The organism is Neisseria polysaccharea (assembly GCF_963392925.1).
Taxonomy (GTDB): domain Bacteria; phylum Pseudomonadota; class Gammaproteobacteria; order Burkholderiales; family Neisseriaceae; genus Neisseria; species Neisseria polysaccharea.
Genome location: NZ_CAUJNZ010000001.1, coordinates 18,263 through 36,675 on the forward strand (window position 1 = coordinate 18,263; position 18,413 = coordinate 36,675).

General features: G+C 52.2%; 15 protein-coding genes and 1 pseudogene. All 16 read left to right on the top strand.

Going from position 1 to position 18,413, the window contains the following annotated elements; translation table 11 throughout:
• Positions 1-12: 12 nt before the first annotated feature.
• Positions 13-684, top strand: coding sequence for a DUF3108 domain-containing protein (locus RDY34_RS00085; protein WP_003754463.1), 672 nt, complete (start codon positions 13-15; stop codon positions 682-684).
• Between the two features lie 117 nt (positions 685-801).
• Positions 802-1,224, top strand: a complete 423-nt coding sequence (locus RDY34_RS00090; RefSeq protein WP_002216804.1) for an OsmC family protein — start codon at positions 802-804, stop codon at positions 1,222-1,224.
• 413 nt (positions 1,225-1,637) lie between these two features.
• A complete protein-coding gene (locus RDY34_RS00095) occupies positions 1,638-2,354 on the top strand; it encodes a GntR family transcriptional regulator (protein WP_003754468.1) in 717 nt (238 codons plus the stop codon).
• Between the two features lie 155 nt (positions 2,355-2,509).
• On the top strand, positions 2,510-3,412 hold the full coding sequence (locus tag RDY34_RS00100; RefSeq protein WP_025456937.1) for a LysO family transporter: 903 nt from the start codon (positions 2,510-2,512) through the stop codon (positions 3,410-3,412).
• A 42-nt stretch (positions 3,413-3,454) separates the two neighbouring features.
• Positions 3,455-4,228: a DeoR/GlpR family DNA-binding transcription regulator gene (locus RDY34_RS00105; RefSeq protein ID WP_308073208.1), complete on the top strand. Its 774-nt coding sequence runs from the start codon at positions 3,455-3,457 to the stop codon at positions 4,226-4,228.
• A 111-nt stretch (positions 4,229-4,339) separates the two neighbouring features.
• Positions 4,340-6,028, top strand: coding sequence for a glutamine--tRNA ligase/YqeY domain fusion protein (locus tag RDY34_RS00110; protein WP_308074289.1), 1,689 nt, complete (start codon positions 4,340-4,342; stop codon positions 6,026-6,028).
• Between the two features lie 92 nt (positions 6,029-6,120).
• On the top strand, positions 6,121-7,077 hold the full coding sequence (gene gshB, locus RDY34_RS00115; RefSeq protein WP_308074290.1) for a glutathione synthase: 957 nt from the start codon (positions 6,121-6,123) through the stop codon (positions 7,075-7,077).
• Positions 7,078-7,388: 311 nt separating this feature from the next.
• On the top strand, positions 7,389-7,772 hold the full coding sequence (locus tag RDY34_RS00120; protein ID WP_250314213.1) for a diacylglycerol kinase: 384 nt from the start codon (positions 7,389-7,391) through the stop codon (positions 7,770-7,772).
• 136 nt (positions 7,773-7,908) lie between these two features.
• Positions 7,909-8,382 carry a copper chaperone PCu(A)C gene (locus tag RDY34_RS00125; RefSeq protein ID WP_308074152.1) on the top strand — a complete coding sequence of 158 codons (474 nt, stop codon included), beginning with the start codon at positions 7,909-7,911 and terminating at the stop codon, positions 8,380-8,382.
• A 125-nt stretch (positions 8,383-8,507) separates the two neighbouring features.
• The gene (gene mnmA, locus RDY34_RS00130) at positions 8,508-9,611 is read left to right on the top strand and encodes a tRNA 2-thiouridine(34) synthase MnmA (protein WP_308074153.1); all 1,104 of its coding nucleotides are present in this window, start codon (positions 8,508-8,510) and stop codon (positions 9,609-9,611) included.
• Positions 9,612-9,681: 70 nt separating this feature from the next.
• Positions 9,682-11,352: an AMP-binding protein gene (locus RDY34_RS00135; protein WP_308074154.1), complete on the top strand. Its 1,671-nt coding sequence runs from the start codon at positions 9,682-9,684 to the stop codon at positions 11,350-11,352.
• A 111-nt stretch (positions 11,353-11,463) separates the two neighbouring features.
• A complete protein-coding gene (pyrG, locus tag RDY34_RS00140; protein WP_308074156.1) occupies positions 11,464-13,098 on the top strand; it encodes a CTP synthase in 1,635 nt (544 codons plus the stop codon).
• 50 nt (positions 13,099-13,148) lie between these two features.
• Positions 13,149-13,337, top strand: a pseudogene (locus RDY34_RS00145) (hypothetical protein); the annotation flags it as partial.
• 137 nt (positions 13,338-13,474) lie between these two features.
• Positions 13,475-15,985, top strand: a complete 2,511-nt coding sequence (locus RDY34_RS00150) for a CRISPR-associated helicase/endonuclease Cas3 (RefSeq protein ID WP_003754488.1) — start codon at positions 13,475-13,477, stop codon at positions 15,983-15,985.
• 23 nt (positions 15,986-16,008) lie between these two features.
• Entirely contained in the window at positions 16,009-16,653 is a 645-nt protein-coding gene (gene cas5c / locus RDY34_RS00155) for a type I-C CRISPR-associated protein Cas5c (protein WP_308075227.1), read from the top strand.
• Positions 16,650-18,407, top strand: coding sequence for a type I-C CRISPR-associated protein Cas8c/Csd1 (cas8c, locus tag RDY34_RS00160; protein ID WP_118787163.1), 1,758 nt, complete (start codon positions 16,650-16,652; stop codon positions 18,405-18,407). The genes cas5c and cas8c overlap by 4 nt, the downstream gene beginning before the upstream one ends.
• Positions 18,408-18,413 lie beyond the last annotated feature (6 nt).

An 18,413-nucleotide genomic window follows, 5' to 3' on the forward strand; every position in this document is an offset into this window, starting at 1 on the left:
GGGCGGGAGCAAATGATGAAGACTTTTAAAAATATATTTTCCGCCGCCATTTTGTCCGCCGCCCTGCCGTGCGCGTATGCGGCAGGGCTGCCCCAATCCGCCGTGCTGCACTATTCCGGCAGCTACGGCATTCCCGCCACGATGACATTTGAACGCAGCGGCAATGCTTACAAAATCGTTTCGACGATTAAAGTGCCGCTATACAATATCCGTTTCGAGTCCGGCGGTACGGTTGTCGGCAATACCCTGCACCCTACCTACTATAAAGACATACGCAGGGGCAAACTGTATGCGGAAGCCAAATTCGCCGACGGCAGCGTAACCTACGGCAAAGCGGGCGAGAGCAAAACCGAGCAAAGCCTTAAGGCTATGGATTTGTTCACGCTTGCCTGGCAGTTGGCGGCAAATGACGCGAAACTCCCCCCGGGTCTGAAAATCACCAACGGCAAAAAACTTTATTCCGTCGGCGGTTTGAATAAGGCGGGTACGGGAAAATACAGCATAGGCGGCGTGGAAACCGAAGTCGTCAAATATCGGGTGCGGCGCGGCGACGATACGGTAATGTATTTCTTCGCACCGTCCCTGAACAATATTCCGGCACAAATCGGCTATACCGACGACGGCAAAACCTATACGCTGAAACTCAAATCGGTGCAGATCAACGGCCAGGCCGCCAAACCGTAAATCGGTTTTCAGGCGTTTTTTTGCCGTTTTGTCCATATTTCTGTATAAGCCGCTTGAAATTGTTTACAATAACGCCATATGCAAAGCGGTTTTAACGCTATTTTCGGGAATGACACCATGCAGGTTACATCAAAATGGATAGACGGAATGTGCTTTGTCGGCACGACGGAAGGCGGGCACAGCGTCGTTATGGAGGGATCGGCGGCAGAAGGTGCGGCCAAGCGCGGGCCCAGCCCGATGGAAATGCTGCTGTTGGGCGTGGCGGGCTGTTCGAGCATCGATGTGGTGATGATTGCCGAAAAACAGCGTCAGAAAGTGACTGACTGCCGTGCGACGGTTACGGCGAAACGGGCGGACGATGCGCCGCGCGTGTTTACCGAAATCCACATCCATTTCAAAGTATTCGGGCACGATTTGAAAGAATCGGCCATTGAGCGCGCCGTTCAGATGTCTGCCGAAAAATACTGTTCGGCTTCGATTATGTTGGGCAAAGCGGCAAAGATTACCCACAGTTTTGAAATTGCCGGGGCAGATAAATAGGCATCGGGCGGCATTATGGAGAAACGGCTGATGCCGTCTGAAGGGGAAAGGTGCGGGCAAGCCGGAGGCGCATAAAAAAGCAGATATATTCGGACTGCACCTCCCGAATATATCTGCCTGCTGTTTCCTCTTTATTCAGCCTTTATAATACTTGGACTTGTCGGGGTATTGTGCAGGCTTGATTCCGGATTGTCAACAATTTTCGGTCAAATTTTAAATGCCGCGTTTTAAAATGATACCCGCCTGCTTCTGCGGGCGGGCGGAAGGCGGGAATCCCGTTATTTTAAGTAATATATTAATTTGTTGAATTAAAATAAATTTGTGTAATACTTTGATTTCCCCGACACGATTTGAAACACAGCCGTCTTAAAACATCTTAAAAAATTTGAAAGCGTAAAAATACGGAAAACATCATGAACTTTGAAAACGACGACATTATCCATGCGCCGACCACGTCTTCCCTGATTCTCGAAGAGCGGCACGATTCGGAGCTGTTCCGTGTTTACGCCCTGATTTTGGACGGCATTACCGATCAGGTGCTGCTGCCCGGCAAAAAGCTGACCGAGTCCGAACTTTGCCGTCAGATGGTGTGTTCGCGCAACACCGTCCGCGGCGCGCTGTCGCTTTTGGCGCACGACAAGATTGTCGATTTGCAACCCAACAGGGGCGCGTTCGTCCACGTTCCCGATTTGAAAGAAATGCAGGATGTGTTCAATGCGCGCATCGAAATGGAGACGATGATTTTGAACATCCTCGCCGACCTGCCGGATTTGGAAACGCGCCTCAAGCCGCTTTATGCGATGATACGGCGCGAAGAAGAGGCCTCCGGCAGGGGCGACCGCGTCGGCTGGAACCGCCTGTCCAATGCCTTCCACGTCGAACTGGCGCGACTGGTGGGCAACGATGTGCTGTTCGACATTATGAACACGCTGTGCGCGCGATCTTCCCTGATTGTCGCCGTGGCGGGCGTGCATCGCGAGGAAAAACACGCCATCAATATGCACACGCATTCCGAACATCGGGAAATCCTCGACCTGCTGCTGGCAGGCAGGCGCAACCGCGTGGTCAAAATCCTGCGCCGCCATTTGGGCAACTGTATGGAGCGTTTGGAAAAGACTTTGGAAGATTGAATGCCTGATGGAGAGAAAACCGTCTGAATCAGATGTTCAGGCGGTTTTTTAATGGCGAACCTGATGCCGTCTGAAATATGGATGCGGGTATCTGTAATTTTCAGACGGTAATTTTTAAGCTGCACATATCATGCGGCAATAAAGGAGGGCAGGGGATGGACAGCCTGATGATATTGATTTCGGTTTTGATACCGATGTTTGCCGGATTTTTTATCCGTGTGCCCAAGCCTTACCTGCCCGCTTTGGACAAGGTGCTGTCGGTTTTGGTGTATGCCGTGCTGCTGCTGATCGGCGTATCGTTGTCGCGCGTGGAGGATTTGGGTTCGCGGTTGGACGATATGGCGTTGACGGTTCTGTGGCTGTTTGTTTGTACGGTCGGGGCGAACCTGCTTGTCTTGGCAGTTTTAGGAAAGTTATTCCCGTGGCGGATAAAGGGGAAAGGGAAGGGCGTTTCGGTCGGCGTGTCGGGCAGTGTGGGGCAGCTCGGATGCGTGCTGTTCGGATTCTCATTCGGCAAACTGATGCGCGATATTTGGATGCCGTCTGAAAACGCGGGCATGTATTGTCTGATGCTGCTGGTGTTCCTCATCGGCGTACAGCTCAAAAGTAGCGGCGTATCGTTGCGGCAGGTTTTGGTCAACCGCAGGGGTATTCGGTTGTCGGTCTGGTTTATATTGTCATCTCTTTCGGGCGGGCTGCTGTTTGCCGCATCGGCAGATGGTGTGTCGTGGACGAAGGGTTTGGCACTGGCTTCTGGCTTCGGTTGGTATTCCCTCTCGGGTTTGGTCATGACCGAGGCTTACGGGGCGGTATGGGGCAGCATCATGCTGCTGAACGATTTGGCACGAGAGCTGTTTGCACTGGCATTTATCCCGCTGCTGATGAAGCGTTTTCCGGATGCGGCGGTGGGGGTTGGCGGTGCGACCAGTATGGATTTCACATTGCCCGTGATTCAGGGTGCGGGCGGTTTGGAAGTCGTGCCGGTAGCGGTCAGCTTCGGCGTGGTGGTCAATATTGCCGCCCCGTTTCTGATGGTGGTGTTTTCCGCTTTGGGTTGAACGCGGTAAAATCGGCATCCCGATGCAAGGAAGCAGAAAACGATGAAACCGAAAATCCAAAGGCATGGAGAGATTTTAAGCCTTGTCCGCCGGCATCAGTTTATGTCGGTGGACGAGCTTGCCGCCGCATTGGACGTTACCCCGCAGACGATACGCCGCGACATCCGCGAGTTGGAGGAGGGCGGCAGCCTGAAACGCCATCACGGCGGCGCGTCCTCGGGCGGAAACCTGCCGGAGGGGCTGCCCGCTAACCGCCAAATTCAATGTCAAAACGAAAAAAATGCCATTGCCCGGCTGATTGCGGAACATATTCCCGACGAGTCATCGCTGTTTGTCAGTATCGGCACGACGATGGAAGCCGTGGCATCGGAGCTGGTGAGGCGGCGCGGCAGCCTGCGGATTATTACCAACAATATCCACGTCGCCTCCATCGTTTCGGCGCGGACGGATTACACGGTCATCATCACTTCCGGAGTCGTCCGCCCTTTGGACGGCGGCATTACCGGCGTGGCGACCGTCGATTTTATCAACCAGTTCAAAGTCGATTATGCCGTGATGAGCACACACGGTGTGGAAAGCGACGGTTCGCTTTTGGATTACGATTACAAGGAAGTCAGCGTCATGCAGGCGATGATTGCCAACGCGCGCGTCCGCTTCCTGGGTGTCGATCACAGCAAATTCCGCAGCAACGCGCTGGTCAGGCTCGGCGACATTACGGCGTTTGACAAAGTATTTACCGACCGGCTGCCCGATACCGCGATGCAGAAGATGCTGAAAGAGGCGGGGGTGGAATGCCTGATTGCCGATGCCGTCTGAACGCTATGTCAAAGCGCGCAAGTCGGGTACAATAAACACATTCTCAAACCGCTTCAGACGGCATACGGAATCATTCCAATGCCGTCTGAAGCCATCCGTTCAAAGAAAACTATGCTCAATAAAGACCAATTCGCGGACAACCATTTTATCCGCACCATCATCGAAGACGACCTCAAAAGCGGCAAACATACAGCCGTCCAAACCCGTTTTCCGCCCGAACCCAACGGCTATTTGCATATCGGACACGCCAAATCCATCTGCCTGAACTTCGGTTTGGCTTATATTTACGACGGCTTGTGCAACCTGCGTTTTGACGATACCAACCCTGAAAAAGAAAACGACGAATACGTCAACGCCATCAAAGAAGACGTTGAGTGGTTGGGCTTCCATTGGGCGGGCGAGCCGCGTTTTGCCTCCAACTATTTCGACCAGCTTTACGACTACGCCGTCGGTTTAATCCAAGACGGCAAAGCGTATGTCGATGATTTGACACCCGAAGAAATGCGCGAATACCGCGGCACGCTGACCGAAGCGGGCAAAAACAGCCCTTATCGCGACCGCAGTATCGAAGAAAACCTCGACCTGTTCACGCGCATGAAAAACGGAGAATTCCCCGACGGCAGCAAAACCCTGCGCCTGAAAATCGACATGGCATCGGGCAACATCAATATGCGCGACCCCGTCATCTACCGCATCCGCCGCGCCCATCACCACAACACCGGCGACAAATGGTGCATCTACCCGATGTACGACTACACGCATTGCATTTCCGATGCCATCGAAGGCATCACGCATTCCTTGTGTACGCTCGAATTTGAAGCGCACCGTCCGCTTTACGACTGGGTGTTGGACAACATCCCCGCGCCGCACGCCACCCGTCCGCGCCAATACGAGTTTTCACGCTTGGAGCTTTTGTACACCATTACCTCCAAACGGAAATTGAATCAGTTGGTTGTGGAAAAACACGTTTCCGGCTGGGACGATCCGCGTATGCCGACCATTTCCGGTATGCGCCGCCGCGGATACACGCCCGAAGGTTTGCGCCTGTTTGCCAAACGCGCCGGTATTTCCAAATCTGAAAACATCGTCGACATGAGCGTGTTGGAAGGCGCGATTCGCGAAGAGCTGGAAAACTCCGCGCCACGCCTGATGGCGGTTTTGAACCCGCTCAAAGTCACCCTGACCAACTTTGAAGCCGGCAAAACCCAAAGCCGCCGTGCCGCGTTCCATCCGAACCACGAGGAAATGGGCGATCGCGAAGTACCTGTTTCCCAAACCATCTACATCGAAGCCGACGACTTTGCCGAAAATCCGCCCAAAGGCTTCAAACGCCTGATTCCCGGCGGCGAAGTGCGCTTGCGCCACGGCTATGTCATCAAGTGCGATGAAGTCGTCAAAGACGAGGCAGGCAATGTGGTCGAACTCAAATGCAGCATCGACCACGATACCTTGGGCAAAAATCCCGAAGGCAGAAAAGTCAAAGGCGTGATTCATTGGGTGTCTGCCGAACACGCCGCCGAAATCAAAGTCCGCCTGTACGACCGCCTCTTTACCGTCGAGCGTCCCGATGCCGTGCGCGGAGAAGACGGCGAATACCTGCCGTTCACCGATTTCCTCAATCCAGAATCCGTCAAGGAAATCACCGCCTACGCCGAACCTGCCGCCAAAGATTTGCCGGCAGAAAGCCGTTGGCAGTTCGAGCGTATCGGCTACTTCGTAACCGACCGCAAAGACCACGGCAAAGACACGCCGGTGTTTAACCGCACGGTCACGTTGAAAGACTCTTGGCAGCCTAAGTAAAACTCCATCCTTGCCGTCTGAATATTGTTCGGACGGCATTTCCCCTTTGCCCGCGAAATGCGGCACATTCGGCACACCGGAAAGGAAATATGATGAAAGTCCTCTTTATCGCCGACCCGATGGCAAGTTTCAAAACCTACAAAGACACCACCTACGCGATGATGCGCGAAATGGCAAAACGCGGCTGGCGGCTGTTTCACACATTGAGCGGGGAATTGTCTGTAAACGGCGGTTTGGTAACGGCGCAGGCATCGGCATTTGAATTTTTGGGTGCAAAAAACGATGATGATCATGCGTGGTTCAAATCTGCCGACAAAGTTCAGACGGCATTGAAAGCATTTGATGCCGTGATTATGCGTACCGATCCGCCGTTCGATATGCAATACCTCTACGCCACCCAATTACTGACGCTGGCGGAGCAGCAGGGCGCGAAGGTTTTTAACAGCGGACAGGCGATGCGCGACTTCAATGAGAAACTGGCGATTTTGAACTTCAGCCGCTTTACCGCGCCCACGCTGGTAACGACCCGTTCCGCCGATGTCCGCGCATTTTTGAAAGAACACGGCGACATCATCGTCAAACCGCTGGACGGTATGGGCGGTATGGGCATTTTCCGCCTGACCGAAAAAGACCCCAACATCGGCAGCATCCTCGAAACCCTGATGCAGCTTGATTCCCGCACCATTATGGCGCAACGCTACATTCCCGAAATCGTACACGGTGACAAACGCATCCTGATTATCGGCGGCGAAGTCGTCCCCTATGCTTTGGCGCGTATCCCGCAAAACGGCGAAACACGCGGCAACCTTGCGGCAGGCGGGCGCGGCGTGGCGCAGGAATTGGGCGGACGCGACCGCGAAATCGCCGAAACGCTCGCCCCCGAACTCAAACGGCGCGGCATCCTGCTGGCCGGTTTGGACGTTATCGGCAGCAACCTGACCGAAGTCAACGTAACCAGCCCGACGGGATTCCAAGAAATTATGAAACAAAAAGGTTTCGATGTGGCGGCAATGTTTGCCGATGCCGTTGCTGCGTGGTCGGTACGTTAAACCGATGCCGTCTGAAAGGCTTTTGCTTCACAACCGCCTGGTTTGATCGGGCAGGCAGGGTTTTCCCTCAGCCGGCAGGGATGTGCTTAATACCGTACGGACACCCCACCGCCCCGTTTTCAGACGGTATATATAGTGGATTAACAAAAATCAGGACAAGGCGACGAAGCCGCAGACAGTACAAATAGTACGGAACCGATTCACTTGGTGCTTCAGCACCTTAGAGAATCGTTCTCTTTGAGCTAAGGCGAGGCAACGCCGTACTGGTTTTTGTTAATCCACTATATTGAGAACATTTTGAAAGGATACCGATGGAACCTTCCTCCTACGCGGCAGAAAAAAAAGGCAAAGGCGGCATCAGGCGCGTCATCAACGCGTTCGGCTATTCGATAGACGGCATTGCCGCCGCCTACCGTTACGAAGCGGCATTCCGTCAGGTTTTGTGGCTGAACGCGCTGCTGGTGTGCGCGGCATTTTTTTGGGTTTCCGAAACGTCCCTCCGCCTGCCGTTGATTATCGCGTCTTTTGTGTCGGTCATTGTCGAACTGTTCAACACTGCCGTCGAAGCCGCCGTCGATCATACTTCGACTGAAAAACACGAGCTGGCTAAACGCGCCAAAGACGCAGGTTCTGCCGCACAATTGTTCGCGATGCTGATGTTAGCGGCGGTTTGGCTGTCCGCCCTGTTCGGGTAAAACGCTTGCAGCAGGATTTGTAACCCTTTAGGATTAGTATGTAGTATTTATTATTCGCTTAATCTATATCAAATTTCTGAACGGTATTTGTTTGTAAGATGAGCGCATCCTCGTTTGACATTTAAGGAGTAGAAAGATGAAAAAACTATTGGCAGCCGTGATGATGGCAGGTTTGGCAGGCGCGGTTTCCGCCGCCGGAATCCACGTTGAGGACGGCTGGGCGCGCACCACCGTCGAAGGTATGAAAATGGGCGGCGCGTTCATGAAAATCCACAACGACGAAGCCAAACAAGACTTTTTGCTCGGCGGAAGCAGCCCTGTTGCCGACCGCGTCGAAGTGCATACCCACATCAATGATAACGGCGTGATGCGTATGCGCGAAGTCGAAGGCGGCGTGCCTTTGGAGGCGAAATCCGTTACCGAACTCAAACCCGGCAGCTATCACGTGATGTTTATGGGTTTGAAAAAACAATTAAAAGAGGGCGATAAAATTCCCGTTACCCTGAAATTTAAAAACGCCAAAGCGCAAACCGTCCAACTGAAAGTCAAAACCGCGCCGATGCCGGCAATGGATCACGGTCATCACCACGGCGAAGCGCATCAGCACTAATCTGCTGAAAATATTTGAAATGCCGTCTGAAAAAGCCCGGGCTTTCAGACGGCATTTTTATGCCCACCTTTAAAATGTGTTAAAATCTGCCTTTAAAAACCGCCGTTTCCAACCATATTCTACGCATGAATACGACAGCAAACCCTTCCAATATCATCGTCGGGCTCTCCGGCGGTGTCGATTCTTCCGTAACCGCCGCCCTGCTCAAGCAGCAGGGTTATCAAGTGCGCGGTGTGTTCATGCAAAACTGGGAGGAAGACGACAATGACGAATATTGCAGCATCAAACAGGATTCGTTTGATGCCATCGCCGTTGCCGATATTGTCGGCATCGATATCGACATCGTTAATTTCGCCGCGCAATATAAAGACAAAGTCTTTGCTTATTTTCTTCAGGAATACAGTGCGGGGCGCACGCCGAATCCGGATGTGTTGTGCAACGCCGAAATCAAATTCAAATGCTTTTTGGACTACGCCGTAGGGCAGGGCGCGGATACCATCGCCACCGGCCACTATGCGCGCAAAGAAGTCCGCAACGGCGTGCATTACCTGCTCAAAGGTTTGGATCGAAACAAAGACCAAAGCTATTTCCTCTACCGCCTTAAACCTTTCCAACTCGAACGCGCGATTTTCCCGTTGGGCGGTTTGGAAAAACCCGAAGTACGCCGCCTTGCCGCCGAGTTCAAACTGCCGACCGCCGCCAAAAAAGACAGCACGGGCATCTGCTTCATCGGCGAACGCCCGTTTCGCGAGTTTCTGCAAAAATACCTGCCGACCGACAACGGTAAAATGGTTACGCCCGAAGGGAAAACCGTCGGCGAACACGTCGGGCTGATGTTCTACACGCTCGGACAGCGCAAAGGTTTGGGCATTGGCGGCGGGGGCGAACCGTGGTTTGTTGCGGCTAAAGATTTGACGAAAAACGAACTGATTGTCGTGCAAGGACACGACCATCCGCTGCTCTATACCCGCAGCCTTGTGATGAACGATTTGAGTTTCACGCTGCCCGAACGCCCGAAGGCAGGACGCTATACCTGCAAAACGCGTTACCGTATGGCGGACGCGCCTTGCGAATTGCGCTATTTGGATGATGAAACGGTCGAGCTGGTGTTTGACGAACCGCAATGGGCGGTTACGCCGGGTCAGTCCGCCGTGCTGTACGACGGCGATATCTGTTTGGGCGGCGGCATCATCCAAACGACCGACAAACCCGTCATCATCACGCGATAAAGGTAATGCCGTCTGAAACGGTTTTCAGACGGCATTGTTCCGCTCAATTCCACTTTAAAGACCGATACCTATGGAAAAAATCTGGTTAGACAGTTACGAACAGGGCGTCAGTGCCGAAATCGATATCACGCAATACAATTCCATCGGCGATGTATTCCGCCAAAGCGTGGAAAAATTTGCCAGGCTGCCCGCTTTTCAAAATATGGGCAAAACGCTCACTTATGCCGAAACCGGCAAACTGGCAACAGATTTCGCCTCTTATCTGCAAAACGTCCTGAAGTTGCCGCGCGGCGAACGTGTTGCCATTATGATGCCGAACGTATTGCAATACCCGATTGCCCTTTTCGGTATTTTGCAGGCAGGTTTGGTGGCGGTGAACACCAATCCGCTCTATACCCCGCGCGAGCTGGAGCATCAGCTGAAAGACAGCGGCGCGACCGCCATCATCGTTTTGGAAAATTTCGCCAACACGTTGGAGCTGGTGCTGCCGCGCACGCAGATCAAACACGTCATCGTCGCCTCTGTCGGTGAAATGTTCGGGCTGCTTAAAGGTTCGCTGATTAATTTCATCATCCGAAAAATCAAGAAAATGGTGCCCGAATACCGCATTCGGGAAACCGTTTCCTTTCAGACGGCATTGCAAGAGGGGGCGAAGCACGTTTTCCAACCTGTCGCATTAAACCGCGAAGATACCGCGCTGTTGCAATACACGGGCGGCACGACGGGCGTTGCCAAAGGGGCGGTGCTGAGTCACGGCAACATCTGTGCCAATATGCTTCAGGCAAAAGAATGGATTAAAAACCAGTTGCGCGAGGGCAAAGAAACCGTTATCGCCGCCTTGCCGCTGTACCATATTTTTGCCTTAACCGTGAATCTGATGATTTTTGCCAATGCCGGCTCAAAAATCATCCTGATTACCAACCCGCGCGATATGAAAGGCTTTATCGGAGAACTGAAAAAACAGCGGATTAATGTATTTATCGGCGTGAACACGCTGTTTAACGCGATGGTCAACCGGCCCGATTTTGCCGAAGTCGATTTTTCAGGATTGCGGCTGACTTTGGGCGGCGGTATGGCGACCCAAAAAGCCGTTGCCGAAAAATGGAAAAAAATTACCGGTACGCCTATTGTCGAAGCCTACGGTCTGACCGAAGCCAGCCCAGGCGTGTGCTGCAACCCCTTAAACATCGAATCATACAGCGGCAGCATCGGTTTGCCCGTCTCGTCCACCGAAGTAGAATTGCGCGATGCAAACGGCAAAGAAGTCCCCGTCGGGCAGCCGGGCGAATTGTGGGTAAAAGGCCCTCAAGTGATGCAAGGCTACTGGAACCGTCCCGAAGAAACCGCCAAAGCCATAGACGCGCGCGGTTTCTTGGAAACCGGCGATATTGCCGTCATGGACGAAAAAGGCTGGTTGAAGCTGGTTGACCGTAAGAAAGACCTCATTGTTGTTTCCGGTTTTAATGTTTATCCGAACGAAATCGAAGAGGTAATCGCGCATCACGGCAAAGTGATGGAAGTCGCCTGTATCGGCGTTCCCGACGAAAAAACCGGCGAGGCACTCAAAGTATTCGTCGTCAAAAAAGACCCGTCATTGACCAAAGAAGAACTTATCGCCTTTTGCCGCACCGAATTAACCGCATATAAAGTACCGAAAAATATCGAATTCCGCGACGAGTTGCCCAAGTCCAACGTCGGCAAAATCCTGCGCCGCGAGTTGCGCCAAAGTACCGGGAAATAAAGAAAAGATGCCGTCTGAAAACAGCCGTCCACCGTTCAGACGGCATCCGTCCGTTTGCCAGAACCGCGCGCTTCACGTTAAAATCACGCATTCCAACATGGGTATTCCATCATGACCAAATTCATTTTCGTAACCGGCGGCGTTGTCTCCTCACTGGGTAAAGGTATCGCCGCCGCTTCTATTGCCGCCATCCTCGAATCGCGCGGCTTGAACGTTACCATGCTCAAGCTCGATCCTTATATCAACGTCGATCCCGGCACGATGAGCCCGTTTCAACACGGCGAAGTGTTCGTAACCGACGACGGCGCGGAAACCGACCTCGACTTGGGACACTACGAACGTTTCATCGATTCCACGATGACCCGCCGCAACAGCTTCAGCACGGGGCAGGTGTACGAAAACGTCATCGCCAAAGAACGACGGGGTGACTACCTCGGCGGTACGGTTCAAGTCATTCCGCACATTACCGACGAAATCAAACGACGCATCCATGAAGGCGCGGCGGGTTACGATGTGGCTATTGTCGAAATCGGCGGCACGGTCGGCGACATCGAATCGCTGCCGTTTTTGGAAGCCATCCGCCAGATGCGCAGCCAGTTGGGACGCAACAACACCCTGTTCGCCCACTTGAGCTACGTCCCCTACATCGCCGCCGCAGGCGAAATCAAAACCAAGCCGACCCAGCACACCGTTAAAGAAATGTTGAGCATCGGTTTGCAACCCGACATCCTGATTTGCCGCATGGACAGGAAAATGCCTGCGGACGAACGCCGCAAAATCGCCTTGTTCTGCAACGTGGAAGAACGCGCGATTGTGGGCAGCTACGACGTGGACAGCATCTACGAATGCCCCGAAATGCTGCACGACCAAGGCATCGACAACATCATTACCGAGCAATTGCAGCTTAACGTACAGCAGGCGGATTTGACCGCGTGGAAAAAAATCGTCCACGCCATCCAAAACCCGAAACACACCGTCAAAATCGCCATGGTCGGCAAATACGTCGATTTGACCGAGTCCTACAAATCGCTGATCGAAGCCTTGAAACACGCAGGTATTCACACTGAAACCGACGTACAAATTACCTTTGTCGACAGCGAAAGCATCGAGAAAAACAACGGCGACGTTTCTATGCTCAAAGATATGGATGCCATCCTCGTTCCCGGCGGTTTCGGTTCACGCGGTGTGGAAGGCAAAATCGCCGCCGTGCGCTACGCCCGTGAAAACAACGTGCCATACTTGGGCATCTGCCTCGGTATGCAGATTGCGCTGATCGAATACGCCCGCGACGTGGCAGGTTTGAAAGGTGCGAATTCCACTGAGTTCGACCTCAAATGCGCCGACCCCGTCGTTGCCCTGATTGACGAATGGCAAACCGCCGACGGCAGCGTCGAAACCCGCGACGAATCCGCCGATTTGGGCGGCACGATGCGTTTGGGCGCGCAAGAAGTCGAATTGAAAGCAGGCAGTCTCGCCGCCAAAATCTACGGCAGCGAACATATCCGCGAACGCCACCGCCACCGCTACGAAGTCAACAACAACTATGTTCCTCAGTTGGAAAAAGCAGGCTTGGTTATCGGCGGCGTATCCGCCGGACGCGAACGCTTGGTTGAAACCATCGAGCTGCCGAACCATCCTTGGTTCTTCGCCTGCCAGTTCCATCCCGAATTCACTTCCAACCCGCGCAAAGGGCATCCCTTGTTCACCGCGTTTGTCAAAGCCGCGTTGAACAATAAAAAAGCCTGATAAAGCGTTACTTGATGATCAAAATGCCGTCTGAAAAACGGCACCCCCCTGCCACGTCTTTAATCGAAGCCGGTGTGGACGTCGATTTTCCGTTGGTAATGCGCGCCGAAGCAGGTTTAGGCAGCGTTGTCCAAGCCGCAGGATGCTGCAACCGCGAAGGCAAAAGGCCGTCTGAAAACAGATCTGTCTGGATATTCGCGCCCGAAGCACAATGGAAAGCCCCGTCTGAACTTACCGCCTAAGCTGCCGTTATGCGCCTGACCGCCGACAGCTTTTCAGACGACTTCATTCCACAGATTTTCGATTTTTCAACGCCTCAAGCTATTTGTATGGCTTGTTCGTTAAATTTTGCACGTTTCAAATTTGGAGAATCGATGTGAATTTCGACTATATAGCCCACGCCCGCCAAGACGCATCAGGAAATTGGCACCCCCACCCCCTGCAAGACCACCTGCAAAAAGTCGCTCAACTCGCCAAACGTTTTGCAGGGCGTTACGGGGCGTTGTTTGCCGAATATGCGGGGCTTTTGCACGATTTGGGGAAATTTCAGAAAGCTTTTCAGAAATATATCCGTAATGCATCCGGCTTTGAAAAAGAAAATGCCCATTTGGAAGATGTCGAATCTACCAAGTTGCGCAAAATTCCGCATTCCACTGCCGGTGCAAAATATGCAGTAGAGCAAGAGCACCTTAATCTGTTTTTTGGGCATTTGTTGGCGTATTTGATTGCCGGGCATCATGCAGGGCTGGCAGATTGGTATGATAAAGGCAGCCTGAAACGCCGTCTGCAACAGGCGGATGACGAGTTGACGGCATCTTTGTCAGGTTTGGCGGAAAGTGGTTTGTCTGAAGATTTTTTCCCGTTATCAGAAGATGATCTGAAGCGGGATTTTTTTGGATTTTGGAAAGACAGTGCAAAGCTGGAAGAGCTGCATATTTGGCTGCGTTTTCTCTTTTCCTGCTTGGTGGATGCCGATTTTTTAGATACCGAAGCCTTTATGAACGGCTACGCCGATACAGATGCCGTGCAGGCTGCCGGATTGCGCCCGAAATTTCCCAGTTTGGATGAGTTGCACCGGAGATATGAGCAATATATGGCGCAACTTTTGGAAAAAACAGATAAAAATTCAACTTTAAATCAAGAACGCCATATCATTTTGCAGCAATGTTTTTCCGCCGCCGAAACCGACCGCACTTTGTTTTCTTTAACCGTGCCAACCGGCGGCGGCAAAACTTTGGCGAGCTTGGGGTTCGCTTTGAAGCACGCACTGAAATTCGGCAAAAAACGTATTATCTACGCGATTCCCTTCACCAGTATTATTGAACAGAACGCCGATGTTTTCCGCAAAGCATTGGGCGATGATGTGGTTTTGGAGCACCACAGCAATTTGGAAGTGGCCGATAACAAAGAAACCGCCAAAACCCGCCTTGCCACGGAAAATTGGGATGCACCGCTGATTGTTACCACCAACGTGCAACTGTTTGAAAGCCTGTTTGCGGCGAAAACCAGCCGCTGCCGCAAGATTCACAATATTGCCGACAGCGTGGTGATTTTGGATGAAGCCCAGCAGCTTCCGCGCGATTTCCAAAAGCCGATTACCGACATGATGCGGGTGCTGGCGCGTGATTACGGCGTTACTTTTGTGCTGTGCACGGCAACCCAACCGGAGCTTGGCAAAAATATCGACGCATTCGGTCGCACTATTTTGGAAGGCCTGCCGGATGTGCGCGAAATTGTGGCAGACAAAATTGCCTTATCGGAAAAACTGCGCCGCGTCCGTATCAAAATGCCGCCGCCAAATGACGAAACACAAAGCTGGCAGGAAATTGCCGATGAAATCGCCGCGCGTCCATGTGTTTTGGCAGTAGTCAATACGCGAAAACACGCCCAAAAACTCTTTGCCGCCCTGCCTTCTGACGGCATCAAACTGCATTTGTCCGCCAATATGTGCGCCACACACCGAAGCGAAGTGATTGCGTTGGTTCGCCGATATTTGGCACTGTATCGCGCAGGCAGCCTGCACAAGCCCTTGTGGCTGGTCAGCACGCAGTTGATTGAAGCCGGCGTGGATTTGGATTTCCCTTGCGTTTATCGGGCGATGGCAGGACTGGACAGCATTGCCCAAGCGGCGGGGCGGTGCAACCGTGAAGGTAAACTGCCACAGTTGGGTGAAGTGGTCGTGTTTCGTGCCGAAGAAGGCGCGCCCAGCGGCAGCCTGAAACAGGGGCAGGACATTACCGAAGAAATGCTGAAAGCAGAGCTGCTCGGCGACCCGCTTTCCCCGTCGGCATTTGCCGAATATTTCCGCCGGTTCAACGGCAAAGGCGATGTGGACAAACACAACATTACAAGACTCTTGACGGCAGAATCATCCAATGAAAATCCGCTGGCAATCAAATTCCGCACCGCTGCCGAACGCTTCCGCCTGATTGATAACCAAGGCGTGGCACTCATTGTGCCGTTTATCCCGTTGGCTCATTGGGAAAAAGACGGCAGTCCGCAAATTATCAAAGCAAACGAGTTGGACGATTTTTTCAGACGACACTTGGACGGCGTGGAAGTTTCAGAATGGCAGGATGTTTTGGACAAACAACGCTTTCCTCAGCCAACCGACAACTCCTTCGGGCAAACTGACAGTCCACCTCTGCCCGAGCCGTTTGAAAGTTGGTTCAAATTTTTAGAAAGCGATCCACTCAAACACAAATGGGTTTACCGCAAGCTGCAACGCTACACGATAACGGTGTACGAACACGAACTGAAAAAGCTGCCTGTACATGCGGTTTTTTCTAGGGCGGGATTGCTGGTGTTGGATAAGGGCTATTACAAAGCCGTGCTTGGCGCGGATTTTGACGATACGGCTTGGCTACCTGAAAATTCAGTTTTATGAAATAAAAGCAATAAGGAGATGATATGAGTTTTATCCTAGAAATCAGCGGCGATTTGGCATGTTTCACCAGGCCCGAGCTTAAGGTGGAGAGGGTAAGCTACCCCGTTATCACACCGTCTGCTGCCAGAAACATCCTAATGGCGATATTGTGGAAGCCGGCGATTCGCTGGAAGGTCTTGAAGATAGAAATCCTAAAACCGATTCAGTGGACGAATATCCGCCGCAACGAAGTGGGAACTAAGATGAGTGAGCGTAGCGGCTCGCTCTATATTGAAGATAACCGCCAGCAGCGCGCATCCATGCTGCTGAAAGACGTTGCCTACCGCATTCACGCCGATTTTGACATGACCAGTGAAGCGGGCGAGAGCGACAACTATGTTAAATTTGCCGAAATGTTCAAGCGGCGGGCAAAGAAAGGACAATATTTCCACCAACCTTATTTAGGCTGTCGTGAGTTTCCTTGTGATTTCAGGTTGCTGGAAAAAGCCGAAGATGGATTGCCACTCGAAGACATTACCCAAGATTTCGGTTTTATGCTGTATGACATGGATTTCAGCAAATCCGACCCGCGTGATTCCAATAACGCCGAGCCGATGTTTTACCAATGCAAAGCGGTAAACGGCGTGATTACCGTGCCGCCTGCCGACAGCGAGGAGGTGAAACGATGATTTTGCACGCGCTCACCCAATACTATCAACGCAAAGCCGAAAGTGATGGCGGTATTGCCCAGGAAGGGTTTGAAAACAAAGAAATACCGTTCATTATCGTTATAGACAAACAGGGTAATTTTATTCAGCTGGAAGATACCCGTGAGCTGAAAGTTAAGAAGAAAGTTGGCCGCACTTTTTTAGTACCGAAAGGTTTGGGCAGGAGCGGTTCAAAATCCTACGAAGTAAGCAATTTATTGTGGGATCACTACGGTTATGTACTTGCTTATGCCGGAGAAAAAGGGCAGGAGCAGGCGGACAAACAGCATGCCAGCTTTACCGCCAAAGTAAATGAATTGAAACAGGCGCTGCCCGATGATGCAGGTGTTACTGCGGTTGCTGCCTTTTTGTCTTCTGCGGAAGAAAAAAGCAAAGTCATGCAGGCTGCAAATTGGGCGGAGTGTGCCAAAGTCAAAGGCTGTAATCTCAGCTTCCGCCTGGTGGATGAAGCGGTAGATTTGGTTTGCCAGTCAAAGGCGGTGCGGGAATATGTGAGTCAAGCAAATCAAACGCAATCCGATAATGTCCAAAAAGGCATTTGCCTGGTAACGGGCAAAGCTGCGCCAATTGCGCGGCTGCATAACGCCGTGAAAGGCGTGAATGCCAAGCCCGCCCCGTTTGCATCGGTAAATCTGTCGGCTTTTGAATCATACGGCAAAGAGCAGGGCTTTATCTTTCCCGTGGGCGAGCAAGCCATGTTCGAATATACCACCGCCTTGAACACCTTGCTTGCTAGCGAAAACCGATTTCGTATCGGCGATGTAACGGTCGTATGTTGGGGCGCGAAACGGACTCCGTTGGAGGAAAGTCTTGCTTCGATGATTAACGGCGGCGGCAAAGACAAGCCCGATGAGCATATCGATGCCGTTAAAACTCTTTATAAAAGCCTATACAACGGTCAATACCAAAAACCTGACGGCAAAGAAAAATTCTACCTTTTAGGTTTATCGCCCAATTCCGCGCGCATTGTCGTCCGCTTTTGGCATGAAACCACCGTTGCCGCCTTATCAGAAAGTATTGCGGCGTGGTATGACGATTTGCAAATGGTGCGCGGCGAAAACTCGCCATACCCCGAATATATGCCGCTACCGCGCCTGCTGGGTAATTTGGTGTTGGACGGCAAAATGGAAAACCTGCCATCTGACCTGATTGCCCAAATAACCGATGCCGCGCTCAACAACCGTGTTTTACCCGTCAGCCTGTTGCAGGCTGCTTTGCGGCGCAACAAGGCGGAACAGAAAATTACCTATGGCAGAGCAAGTCTGCTTAAAGCCTATATCAATCGCGCAATCCGTGCGGGTCGTCTGAAAAACATGAAGGAGCTAACTATGAGCCTAGATAGAAACCGTCAAGACATCGGCTATGTGCTGGGGCGGCTGTTTGCCGTGCTGGAAAAAATACAAGCCGAGGCCAATCCCGGCTTGAACGCCACCATTGCCGACCGCTATTTCGGTTCGGCAAGCAGCACACCGATTGCCGTATTCGGCACACTGATGCGCTTGTTGCCGCACCATTTGAACAAACTGGAATTTGAAGGACGTGCCGTACAACTGCAATGGGAAATCCGCCAGATTTTGGAACATTGTCAGAGATTTCCTAACCATTTGAATTTGGAACAGCAAGGCCTATTCGCCATCGGTTGCTACCACGAAACCCAATTCCTGTTTACCAAAGACGCATTGAAAAACCTGTTCAACGAAGCGAAAACCGCATAAGGAGCA

Excerpts from the sequence above, each read along its gene's own strand:
- mnmA (WP_308074153.1), top strand. The coding sequence starts at position 8,508 with ATGAATACGACAGCAAACCCTTCCAATATCATCGTCGGGCTCTCCGGC.
- RDY34_RS00105 (WP_308073208.1), top strand. The coding sequence starts at position 3,455 with ATGAAACCGAAAATCCAAAGGCATGGAGAGATTTTAAGCCTTGTCCGC.
- RDY34_RS00110 (WP_308074289.1), top strand. The coding sequence starts at position 4,340 with ATGCTCAATAAAGACCAATTCGCGGACAACCATTTTATCCGCACCATC.
- cas8c (WP_118787163.1), top strand. The coding sequence starts at position 16,650 with ATGATTTTGCACGCGCTCACCCAATACTATCAACGCAAAGCCGAAAGT.
- cas5c (WP_308075227.1), top strand. The coding sequence starts at position 16,009 with ATGAGTTTTATCCTAGAAATCAGCGGCGATTTGGCATGTTTCACCAGG.
- RDY34_RS00135 (WP_308074154.1), top strand. The coding sequence starts at position 9,682 with ATGGAAAAAATCTGGTTAGACAGTTACGAACAGGGCGTCAGTGCCGAA.
- RDY34_RS00095 (WP_003754468.1), top strand. The coding sequence starts at position 1,638 with ATGAACTTTGAAAACGACGACATTATCCATGCGCCGACCACGTCTTCC.
- RDY34_RS00090 (WP_002216804.1), top strand. The coding sequence starts at position 802 with ATGCAGGTTACATCAAAATGGATAGACGGAATGTGCTTTGTCGGCACG.
- pyrG (WP_308074156.1), top strand. The coding sequence starts at position 11,464 with ATGACCAAATTCATTTTCGTAACCGGCGGCGTTGTCTCCTCACTGGGT.
- RDY34_RS00100 (WP_025456937.1), top strand. The coding sequence starts at position 2,510 with ATGGACAGCCTGATGATATTGATTTCGGTTTTGATACCGATGTTTGCC.
- RDY34_RS00120 (WP_250314213.1), top strand. The coding sequence starts at position 7,389 with ATGGAACCTTCCTCCTACGCGGCAGAAAAAAAAGGCAAAGGCGGCATC.
- gshB (WP_308074290.1), top strand. The coding sequence starts at position 6,121 with ATGAAAGTCCTCTTTATCGCCGACCCGATGGCAAGTTTCAAAACCTAC.
- RDY34_RS00085 (WP_003754463.1), top strand. The coding sequence starts at position 13 with ATGATGAAGACTTTTAAAAATATATTTTCCGCCGCCATTTTGTCCGCC.
- RDY34_RS00125 (WP_308074152.1), top strand. The coding sequence starts at position 7,909 with ATGAAAAAACTATTGGCAGCCGTGATGATGGCAGGTTTGGCAGGCGCG.